Origin of the sequence: Streptomyces sp. SID3212, assembly GCF_009865405.1 — a bacterium.
Lineage (GTDB): Bacteria > Actinomycetota > Actinomycetes > Streptomycetales > Streptomycetaceae > Streptomyces.
Map to the genome: position 1 here is coordinate 1 of NZ_WWJY01000365.1, position 9,938 is coordinate 9,938.

At 72.3% G+C, this 9,938-nt stretch carries 11 protein-coding genes; 5 read left to right on the forward strand and 6 right to left on the reverse strand.

Going from position 1 to position 9,938, the window contains the following annotated elements:
• Both GT042_RS11140 and GT042_RS11145 read left to right on the forward strand, forming a co-directional pair.
• Positions 1 to 1,246, forward strand: a 1,246-nt coding sequence (locus GT042_RS11140; RefSeq protein ID WP_161308553.1) for a PQQ-binding-like beta-propeller repeat protein, incomplete at its 5' end; no start/stop codon positions are given.
• A 44-nt stretch (positions 1,247 to 1,290) separates the two neighbouring features.
• Positions 1,291 to 1,836 carry a hypothetical protein gene (locus GT042_RS11145; protein ID WP_161308554.1) on the forward strand — a complete coding sequence of 182 codons (546 nt, stop codon included), beginning with the start codon at positions 1,291 to 1,293 and terminating at the stop codon, positions 1,834 to 1,836.
• A 191-nt stretch (positions 1,837 to 2,027) separates the two neighbouring features.
• Here GT042_RS11145 and GT042_RS11150 read toward each other — a convergent pair whose 3' ends face one another.
• The 4 genes from GT042_RS11150 to GT042_RS11165 all read right to left on the reverse strand — a co-directional run bounded on the left by GT042_RS11150 (position 2,028) and on the right by GT042_RS11165 (position 6,078).
• Entirely contained in the window at positions 2,028 to 2,243 is a 216-nt protein-coding gene (locus tag GT042_RS11150; RefSeq protein WP_161308555.1) for a hypothetical protein, read from the reverse strand.
• A 213-nt stretch (positions 2,244 to 2,456) separates the two neighbouring features.
• Positions 2,457 to 5,438: a BTAD domain-containing putative transcriptional regulator gene (locus GT042_RS11155; protein ID WP_161308556.1), complete on the reverse strand. Its 2,982-nt coding sequence runs from the start codon at positions 5,436 to 5,438 to the stop codon at positions 2,457 to 2,459.
• 189 nt (positions 5,439 to 5,627) lie between these two features.
• A complete protein-coding gene (locus GT042_RS11160) occupies positions 5,628 to 5,891 on the reverse strand; it encodes a hypothetical protein (RefSeq protein WP_161308557.1) in 264 nt (87 codons plus the stop codon).
• Complete coding sequence (locus GT042_RS11165; RefSeq protein WP_161308558.1) at positions 5,878 to 6,078, reverse strand: hypothetical protein; 201 nt, start codon at positions 6,076 to 6,078, stop codon at positions 5,878 to 5,880. The genes GT042_RS11160 and GT042_RS11165 overlap by 14 nt, the downstream gene beginning before the upstream one ends.
• A gap of 121 nt (positions 6,079 to 6,199) precedes the next feature.
• On the opposite strand from GT042_RS11165, the gene GT042_RS11170 reads away from it, so the two are divergent.
• The 3 genes from GT042_RS11170 to GT042_RS11180 are packed head-to-tail and all read left to right on the forward strand — an operon-like array spanning position 6,200 to position 7,424.
• Positions 6,200 to 7,021 carry a helix-turn-helix transcriptional regulator gene (locus GT042_RS11170; RefSeq protein ID WP_161308559.1) on the forward strand — a complete coding sequence of 274 codons (822 nt, stop codon included), beginning with the start codon at positions 6,200 to 6,202 and terminating at the stop codon, positions 7,019 to 7,021.
• Positions 7,018 to 7,224: a DUF397 domain-containing protein gene (locus tag GT042_RS11175; RefSeq protein ID WP_161308560.1), complete on the forward strand. Its 207-nt coding sequence runs from the start codon at positions 7,018 to 7,020 to the stop codon at positions 7,222 to 7,224. The genes GT042_RS11170 and GT042_RS11175 overlap by 4 nt, the downstream gene beginning before the upstream one ends.
• On the forward strand, positions 7,221 to 7,424 hold the full coding sequence (locus GT042_RS11180) for a DUF397 domain-containing protein (RefSeq protein ID WP_161308561.1): 204 nt from the start codon (positions 7,221 to 7,223) through the stop codon (positions 7,422 to 7,424). The genes GT042_RS11175 and GT042_RS11180 overlap by 4 nt, the downstream gene beginning before the upstream one ends.
• 4 nt (positions 7,425 to 7,428) lie before the next feature.
• On the opposite strand, the gene GT042_RS11185 is transcribed toward GT042_RS11180, so the two are convergent.
• Together GT042_RS11185 and GT042_RS11190 are read right to left on the reverse strand one after the other, a co-directional pair.
• Positions 7,429 to 8,925 (reverse strand): CehA/McbA family metallohydrolase, encoded by a 1,497-nt coding sequence (locus GT042_RS11185; protein ID WP_237530689.1) that lies wholly within the window; start codon positions 8,923 to 8,925, stop codon positions 7,429 to 7,431.
• A 321-nt stretch (positions 8,926 to 9,246) separates the two neighbouring features.
• Positions 9,247 to 9,938: SGNH/GDSL hydrolase family protein (locus tag GT042_RS11190; RefSeq protein WP_345943739.1), on the reverse strand; the 692-nt coding region annotated here is incomplete at its 5' end.

The window sequence follows — 9,938 nt, forward strand, 5'->3', positions numbered from 1 at the left end:
GATCCGGCCGCCCGCCGGCCTCACCGTCGCCGGCGCGGAGAGCGTCACCAGCCCGGTCGTCCCGCCGGTCCCGGCGCCCGCGCAGGCACCGGACGGCGCGCCGGGGCGCTGGCGCCCCTGGCGGTTCCGGATGTCGAACGACGTCTGGGGCACCCCCGTCGTCGACGGCGATCTGCTGTACGTGACGTCGTTCGAGGTCCACGCGCTGGACGTGGGCAGCGGGCGCCGGCAGTTCAAGACACGTGACGTGGCCTGGGCGATGGCCGTGGCCGGGGGCCGTATCCACGCCTCCGACGGGCCGACGCTGTACGCGCTGGACGGCCAGGACGGCAGCGAGCGCTGGCGCCTCCAGACCGACGCCTGGGTGTACTCCCTCAAGGTCGACCGGGGCACGGTCGTCACCGGCACACGCGGCGGCGGGGTCCAGGCGTGGGACGCCGCCGACGGGCGGAAGCTGTGGGAGAGGTCCGGGGCGCAGACGGACTTCGAGACCCCGGAGGCCGGTCCCGCGATCTTCGACGACACGGTGTACGTGTGGCAGGACGCCCGGCTGCGCGCGCTCGACGCGCGCTCCGGCGCGGAGCGCTGGTCGTACCCAGTCGGCGACGCCGCGTCCTGCGGGGGTGTGCCGGTACGGGTCAGGCCCGCGCCCGACGGGCGGCTGTACGTCTCCGCCGGGACGCGCGTCCTGGCGATCGACATCGTCAGCGGCCGGGTGTACTGGCACTTCGAGGCCCCGGCGGTCTTCCTCTCGCCCCCGGCCTTCGCGCCGGGGCCCGCGGTCACGGGCGGCGGGGTGTACCTCGCGGACTACCTCGGGACGGTGTACGCGCTCGACGCGGCGAACGGCAAGGACCGCTGGCGCATCGCCACGGAGTCCCGCCAGTCCATCGAGCCGGTGCTGGTGGCGGACGGCAACGTCCATGTCGGCAGCGGCAGCGCGCTCTACACGCTGGACGCGGTGACGGGCACGCCCAAGTGGCGGTTCGCGGCGGGCGGCGAGGTGATCGGCGCGCCGGTCGTCGCCGACGGCCGGCTCCACTTCGGCTCGGCGGACCACGTGCTGTACACGCTGGACGCGAGCGGCGGCCAGCTGCGCTGGAAGCTCGCGACGGGCGGCGAGATCACCGGCTCGCCGGTGGCGCGGCGGGGTGTGGTGTACGCGTGCAGCAAGGACCGCTGCGTGTACGCGCTGGACGCGGTGAAGGGGACGGCCACCGGGCGCGGGGGTGGCGGGGCGCGGTAGCGTCGGAGCCGATTCATGAGCAACAACGGGGGAGTGGAACGGACTTGATACGTCGACGTCTGAAACTGGCGGCCGTACTGGTCGCGGTGGTCCTGGCCCTGACGGGCTTCTCGTCGGGCCACGGGAGCAAGAGCGGCAAGAGCAAGGGGTCGGGCGGCGGCGGGGGAGGCTGCTCCAACTCCAAGAAGAGCAACGGTTCGTACGGGGGGTCGGGCTCCGGCGACTCCGACAGCGACTACGACTCCGAGGCCGACTACACGTCGGGGGACTCGTACACGGGCGCCCCGACCGCCGGGGCGACCTCGGGAAGCGACGTCGTGGCCGAGGTGGTCACCTGCGTCCGCAAGGCCAGGGGCAAGCGGAAGGCCGTCACGTACGCGACGGTACGGGTCCAGGCCCCGGCCGGCCCCACCGCGACCTACGAGGTCGACGTGGACTTCCGGGGCGCGTCGGGCGCCGTACTGGACAACGCGGACACCGAAGTCACCCTGGACAGCGGCGAGTCCACGACGGTACGGGTCCGTATGGAGAGCCCGGGTGTGATCAGGAACGTCAAGGACTGCGAGGCGACGGCGCGCGTCGCGAGCTGAGGCGGGCGGGCCGCGCGCGCGGAGGCACGCGGGCATGACTGAAGGGCCGGGCGATTCGCCCGGCCCCTCGGCCGTCGTACGAGAAGCGTCGTACAGGAAGTGTCGTGCAAGAAGCGTCGTGCAAGAAGCGGCCGCGGCGGCTCCCCCTCCGCGCCGCCGCGGCCGCTCCTCCCCCGTCGTGGTCGTTCGGCTCAGGGCTTCGGCGGCGGGGAGGACGCGTGGTTGTCCATCGTGGTGATCTCTTCACCCGAGGCGTGGTTGTCGAGCGTGGTGATGTCGCCCGCGGCGGCCGGCTGCGGCTTCGGCGTGGTGGCGGTCGTGCCGCCCACCTCCGCGCCGGACGCGTGGTTGTCGAGTGGCTTCAGGCCGTCCACAGGCTTCTTGGCAGGCTTCGTAACGTCGCTCATCGTCGTCAACTCCCCTATCTGTCTTGACACATGATCAAGGACGCCCGACCGACAATTCCCCCGGGGACTGTCGGTCGGGCTCCCGCAGCCGTTCCGCAGAAGTGGCCCGGCTTCCCCCCCATCGACCGTCTGCCCCCCGACGCGACGGGTCGATGGACGTAAGACTGCCGTGCGCCGATAAACGAACGATGAACGAGCCCAGTGATCTTGACCTCACGCCGCCGCGAGGGGCGTGAGGAGGCTCCGGGTCTCCTCCGCCTCGGCGGAGCCGAGCCGCTCGTAGATGTCGAGCGCCTCCCGCCAGCAGGCGCGGGCCCGGCCCGACTGGCCGATGCTGTCGAGCGCCTTGCCGAGCACGGTCAGCACCGTCCCGCGCCGCCACTCGCCGCCGATGCCCCGCAGGGCGATGGCCTGTTCGGCGTGGGACGCCGCGAGCGTGGGGCGGCGGGCGACCAGGTGGACCTCGGCCAGCCGGAAGTGGGTCACGCCCTCCCACAGCGGCTGGCGGTTGTCGCGGAACAGCTCCAGCGCCTCGGTGAGCTGGTCGAGCGCCTCGGCCAGGCGGTTGGCCTGGGTCAGGGCGATGCCCAGGGCGTACCGGCCGTTCGCCAGGCGCAGGGTCAGGCCCATGTCGTCGTAGATGTCGATGCCCTGCTGGGCCAGTTCGATCGCGCTGGAGGTCCGGCCGAGCGACAGGTGGATGCGCGAGAGGTTGCACAGCGCGCTCGCCTCGCCGACGAGGTTGTTGTCGGCGCGGAAGTTCTCGATCGCCTGGAGCAGGAACCCCTCGCCCTCGGCGGGCCGCTCCTGGTAGATCGCGATGATGCCGCGGTCGTTGGGCGCCCAGCAACTGGGCAGCGGGTCCCGCGCCTTGTCGGCCAGCAGCATCGCGAGCCTGGCCTCCTCGTCGGCTTCGTTGAAGCGCCCGGCCACCAGGTGCACGTTGGTCAGCGCCGTCCGCGCGCGCCCCTCGGCCCGCGCGTCGTCGGCGGCCCTGGCCGCCTCCAGGACCGCGAGCGCCGACGACTCGTACTGCTTGGAGTTGGCGCCCGACTCGCCCAGGTCCTTGGCCGCCCAGAGGAGATCGACGGCCCGGCGGAGCGCGCCGGGCCCGGTGGACTGCCGTACGGAGGCGAGCAGGCAGTCCGCCTCCGCGTACAGCCAGTCCAGCGCGTCGTGCCGGTCGTCGAACGACAGGCCCTCGTACGCCGTCGGCTCCAGGTGGTCCACCAGCCGGTCGCCGGGCCGCTCGATCGCGTAGACCTTCGCCGCCGTCGCCAGGTAGAAGTCCAGCAGCCGTGACAGCGCCGCCTCCCGCCCGGCCGGGGGGTGTTCGTCGCGTTCGGCGCACGCACGCGCGTAGAGCCGTACCAGGTCGTGGTAGCGGTAGCGGCCCGGCGCGGCGGACTCCACGAGGGACGTGTCGACCAGCGACTCCAGGACGTCCTCCGCGGCGTGCTCCGGCAGATCCAGTACGGCGGCGGCGGCGGCCAGCGAGATGTCCGGGCCGTCCACCAGGCCCAGCAGGCGGAACGCGCGCGCCTGCGCCGGCTCCAGCTGCCCGTAGCCCAGTTCGAACGTGGCCTTGACCGCCAGGTCGCCCGCCTGGAGTTCGTCCAGCCGCCGCCGCTCGTCGGCGAGTTTCGCGGCCAGGACGGAGACCGTCCACGTCCGGCGGGCCGCCAGCCGTGACGCCGCGATCCGGATCGCCAGCGGAAGGAAGCCGCACGCGCCGACGACGTCCAGCGCCGCCTTGCGCTCCGAGGTCACCCGTTCCTCGCCCACTATGCGGGTGAACAGCTGGAGCGCCTCCTCCGGCGACATCACGTCCAGGTCGACCAGGTGCGCGCCCGCCAGGTCGACCATCCTGACCCGGCTGGTGAGGAGCGCCGCGCACCCCGTCGTCCCGGGCAGCAGCGGCCGGATCTGCGCGGCGTCGCGCGCGTTGTCCAGGAGGACGAGGATGCGGCGGCCGTCGAGCGTCGACCGGTAGAGCGCGGACCGCTCCTCCAGCGTGTCGGGGATGGCGGTGTCCGGCGTGCCCAACGCCCGGAGGAACGCGCCCAGTACGGTCTCCGGTTCGGCCGCCCGGGGCCCGGCGCCCATGAGGTCCACGTACAACTGGCCGTCGGGGAAGTGCCGTCGGGCCTCGTGCGCCAGGTGGACGGCGAGGGTCGTCTTGCCCACCCCGCCGATGCCGGCCAGCGCGGAGACCGCCATCACGGACCCGTCGGCGGCGGCGAGCCGGTCGCCCAGCTCCCGTACGAAGGAGGCGCGACCGGTGAAGTCCGGCACGTTCGCGGGCAGTTGCGCCGGGCGCATCACGGTGTGGACGGGCGCGGGCTCCTCCACCGGGCGGGCCAGTTCCGCGTCCGCCTGGAGGATCCGCTGCTGGAGCCTGGCCAGTTCGGGCCGGGGGTCGACGCCCAGTTCGTCGGCGAGCAGCCGGCGGGTGTCGGCGTACACGGCGAGCGCCTCGGCCTGGCGCCCGCTGCGGTACAGCGCCAGCATCAGCAGTTCGCGCAGCCGCTCTCGCAGGGGGTGGGCGGCGGTCAGGGCGGTCAGCTCGGAGACGGCCTCGGCGTGGCAGCCCAGCTCCAGGTCCAGGTCCAGCCGGGTCTCGGTGAGCTGGAGCCGCCACTCCTCCAGCCGGGCGCGCTGCGTCTCGGCGTACGGCCCAGGTACGGAGGCGAGGGCCTCGCCGTCCCACAGGCCGAGCGACTTGTTGAGGAGCGATCGCGCCTGCGAACGGTCCCCGGCGGCCCGCGACTTCTCCGCGTCGACCGCCAACTCCTGGGCGACACCGAGATCGAGGGCGTCAGGTCTGGCCCGCAGGGCGTACCCGCCCGACTCGCTGACCAGAACCCCCGGGGGCAGCACCTTGCGGAGACGGGAGGCGTACGTCCGTACGGCGGCGAGCGCCTGCGACGGAGGGTCGTCGCCCCAGAGGGCGTCGATCAGCTCCCCGGCGGTGGCGGTACGGCCCTCGCGGAGCAGGAGGGCCGCCAGCAGGGCGCGTTGCTGGGGCGACCCGGTGGACAGGCCCTCACTGCCGAGCCAGGCACGCACCGGCCCGAGCACGCTGAACCGAAGAACGCCGCCGCCCGCCTCGACCGCCTCGCCGGCCCCGTCCGTCCCGCCGGGCGTCACCTGGGCCTGCTGATCCGCTCCACGCGGCCCGCCGTCACGGTCCATGGCTCCCTGCCCCCGCTCCTGCCGCTGCCGTATCACCGCCGCCGGTGAGGCTTTCGCGGTATCGCCCCACCGGTATCGCTACTTCCGTTATCGCCCTCGACAGTCTGCCTTGTCGGAGGCGGGCGCGTCAGCAAGGAGGGGCGGTCTGCACAAGGCTTCAACAGGATCGTGTCCGGGCCGGGACAGGGTTCACCGCGGCCCGCGCGGGACGGACGAACCCGTCGTGCCCTCCGAACCGTCGGGATCCGGCCGGTAGTCGGGACACACCGGCTGCCCGCACCGGCACTTGGGCCAGCGCAGTCCGGAGCCGGGGACGAGGTCGGCGCCGTCGCCGTCCCCGTTCCCGCCGTTGTCCCCGGCGCCCGGCTCCGGCTTCCGGACGATCAGCATGCCGTCCACCCCGAACGCCTCGGTCAGTTGCGACAGGAGCCGTCGCGCGTCACTGCCGCTCATCGGTCAACCGCCTCAGTCCGTGCGCCACGCGCAGCGTCAATTCCATGGTGGGCGGGGCGAATTCCCGGGGCACCCAGGCGGGTACGAGCCGGTGGAAGCCGCCCGTCTCCACGAGCGCGACGAGCGCACCGACGTCGCCGCCGGGCGGCTCGGGCGGGTCCGGTTGCCGGGGTTCCTGCTCGTACATAGGGGATGCGCCCTTCCTCCATCGAATGATTACCGTCTGTGAGACAAGCGTGACGATCCGCGCGTACGCTCAACAGGGGGGTGGCATTGACAAAGGGTGCTTTCACAGAAAGGCCGTCCACGTGACGTACGCGGAAGAGTTGGACCCGTCGGAATCCGTCCTGGCGTTTTACGCCACGGAGTTACGGAGGCGGCGCGAGGCGGCGGGCATGTCGCAACGCGCCCTGGCGAAGGAGGCGCTGATGGCGCCTTCGCTGCTGAACAAGGTCGAGGCGGCGAGAAGGCTTCCGACGAAGCCGCTGTCGGTTGTGGCGGACAAGATGCTCTTGGCCGACGAATTCTTCACCCGGCTCTGGCCGGTGGTGATCAAGCACGCGTATCCGGCCTGGTTCCGGCCGTACGTGGAGCTTGAAGAAGCGGCGACGGTGATCCGGTCGTTCCAGGTGCAACTGATTCCGGGTCTGTTGCAGACGAGCGAGTACGCCCGCGCGGTACTTGCCGGAGGGCGTCCCAACAGGGACACCGTCGAGGAACTCGTAACGGCCCGGCTCGCGCGACAGCACATTCTTGAGCGGCCTGCACCACCGGAACTCTGGCTCGTGCTGGACGAGAACGTGCTCCGGCGTCGGGTGGGCAGCGTTGACACGATGCGTGGTCAACTCGCGCGCCTCCGCGAGGCGGCAGAGACGCCGCACATCGTCCTTCAGATCGTTCCGTACGACGCAGGCGGACACGCTGGAATGGATGGGCCGTTCTCGGCCCTTACGCTCGATGAAGGCCCGGATGTGGTCTACGTTGACGGCTTTTTGCAGGGACAGATCTTCGCTGAGCCTGACAAAATCAAGGCGGCGGCTCGCACCTATGATCTGCTCGCGGCCGTCGCCCTCTCGCCCGACCGCTCAATTGACTTGATCAACGACGCCATGAAGGATCTGAGACCATGATCAGCGCGAGCTGCCTGCCCGGCGTGATGTGGCGTAAGTCCAGCTACAGCGGTAACAACGCCGGAGATTGCCTGGAGATCGCTTCCGGCGTCTCCGGTGTTGTCCCCGTCCGTGACTCCAAGGACCCGGAGGGTCCTGTACTGATGCTGAGCCCCCACGCCTGGGCAGGGTTTGTAGCCTTCGCCGCAGGCTCGCCGCGATGACCGCCGTCGAGCCACCCCCGCTGTGGCGTAAGTCCAGCTACAGCAGCGACAACGGCGGGGACTGCCTGGAGATCGCCACCAACCTCCCCGGCATCATCCCCGTCCGAGACTCCAAGGCCCCCGAGGGCCCCGCCCTCATGCTCACCCCCGCCGCCTGGAACGCCTTCGTGGCGTTCGCCAGGGCGACGGGGTCTGTGTAGAGGCTCACGAACCCAGGAACACCGGGTTCGTGAAGGCCGCCAGGGGCCCCGGCAGGCCCGGAACGTTGGCCGGGTGGCGGACCTCCGCGCGGACGTACGTGGCGTACGAGGCCGTCGTGCGCCACTCGACCGTGCCGGTCCCCGAGGCCGGGAGTGTCGTGGTGTGGAGCGTGCCCTGGTCGGTGACGAAGTGGGCCGTGCAGCCGGGGGCGCCGGTGACCTCCAGGCGTACCGTCACCGGGTCGTCGTCCGCCACGCGCAGCCGCTCGCCGATGCCCGCGTGGGCGCCCCGGCCGCCGGAGGCGGTGAACGCCAGGGAGACGCGGGCCGATTCGGCGACGTAGCTGTGGCCCGCGCGGATGCCCGCGAGGATCGCCTCGCGGGTCAGGTCCTCGGCGAGGACCACCGTCTGCGGGGTGCCGACGGCGTCGGGGTCGCGGTGGGCGTCGCTGTTGCCCATCGCCGGGGTCCAGGTCCGCGCCGGACGGTCCGAGCGGTCCGAACGGGCCGCCGAGACCAGGGTGTTGTCCCAGTCCGCGAGGGAGACCTCGTCCTCCACCGTGTACGGGCCGTTCCACACCTCCACCGCGTCCGCGTCACCGAGGCCGAACTTCCAGTTGCAGCCGATGCAGGTCGCGTGCGGGTGCGCGGGCACGACCAGACCGTCCGCGCGGCGGATCTCGCGGGCGTAGTGGCCGAAGCGGTTGTCGCGGGCCCGGTAGCGCCAGTCCACGAACGTACCGGCGTCCATGCCGATCGCCAGGACGTGGCCGTTGCGCGTCGTGACCTCCTCGCCGGTGAGGATCAGCAGGTCGTCGCCCCACAGGCCGTCCCACGCGCGGTGCCCGGCGGACGTGTTGTGCTCGCTGGTGTTGATGAAGTCCAGGCCGGCCGTACGGGCGAGCGCGGCGATCTCGGCCGGGGTGCGGCGGCCGTCGGAGTGCACGGAGTGGAGGTGGCAGTCGCCCCGGTACCAGGCCCGGCCCCGCCCCTTCGCCCGGCGTGGCGGGTAGCTGGGGGCGGGGGTGGTGCCGGGCGCGCCGAGGGTGAGCGTGACGGTGACCTCGTACGCCAGACCCTGCGGGGAGACGGTGTACGGGGCCAGCGCGATGTTCCAGGTGCCGGCCCGTACCGGACCGGGGAGGTAGCCGGGGGTGGCGTCGTCGGCGCGGAGGAAGAACTCCGTGCGGGCGCCGCCCGACCAGCCCCGGAAGCCCCGGCCGCCGAGGGCGGTGCCGCGCTCGTCGAAGATGCCGATGTCGAGGGCGTTGCCCTGGGTGCCCGGGGGGACGGCCGGGCGTTCGTACGTGTACGAGACGCGGATCTCGCGGACGCCGCGCGGGACCTCGACGGGGAGATAGACGAAGTCGGGGGAGCCGGGCGGGAGTGTGCCGCGCACGGTTCTGGTGACGTGGGGGACGTCGTCGTCGGTGCCGTCGGCGGAGGCTGGGCTCGCGAAACTCACGGTACTCAACGTAAGCGCGGCGGCGGCTCCCGTCATCAGGAGGGTCCGCCGGTCCGGCGTGTTGTCGGAGTCGGAGTTGGAGTCGGAGTCGGACCGGGCGTTGGTGTCTGTGTCGTCCAGCTGCATGGCGGCGATTCCCCCGGCGGTCGAGAAGGACACGAGCGGTCGCGCGGATCGTGCCTGTGAAGTCTCGCGGCCGGCCGTGAACCGGCGGGCACGGGAGGGGGATCGGCGGATGGCGGGGAGGCGGCGGAGGATCGGCGCCCGGGAGGAGACGTATCGGCGAACGGCCGCGCCGCCCGGCCCGGGGGTCGGGGGCGCGGCCGTGGTGCTGCCTTGCCGAGGGCTCCGAGGCCGTCAGATCCAGGGGCCCGTCCGCAGCGTCGTGTACCAGCGGTCGGCCATCTTGGCGTACCCGGTCGCCGTGGGGTGCACCCCGTCCGCGAGGTCGGCGGCCGTGAGGGCGCTGTGCATGTCGATGAAGTGGACGCGGCGGCCCTTCTGCGCCCACTGGCTGACGATGCCGGGAATCGCCGCGTTGTACGCCTTGCCCCGCGCCTCCACCCCCGGGTTGGTGAAGGGGATGATGCTCGCGACGAAAACGTCCGCGTTCGGCGCGGCGGCCGTGAGGTGGTCGACCAGGGCGGACAGCCGGGCCGGCGCCCCGGCGAGGTCGTAGTTCTGGGTCATGTCGTTGGTGCCGATGTGGAGCAGGACCGTACGGGGATTGGCGCGCTTCGCCCAGTCCACGACCTGGGCGTCGATCTGGTCGATACGGAACCCGGAGTGGCCCTCGTTGTCACGGTCGGGGAGCGTGGTGGGCCCGTGGTACTGCGTACCGACGAAGTCGACCAGGCGCTTGTCGGCCGCCGCGCGCTCCCACAGGCGGTTGCGGTAGGCGCCCGCGATGTTGGAGCCGGCGGTGATCGAGTCGCCGAGCGGCATGATCCGCAGACCGCCGTTGGACTCGGCGGAGGCGGACGCGGGGGTCATCAGGCCGGCGACGAAGGCCGCGGTCACCGCCGCGCCCAGGAGGGCGGTCCTGCGGC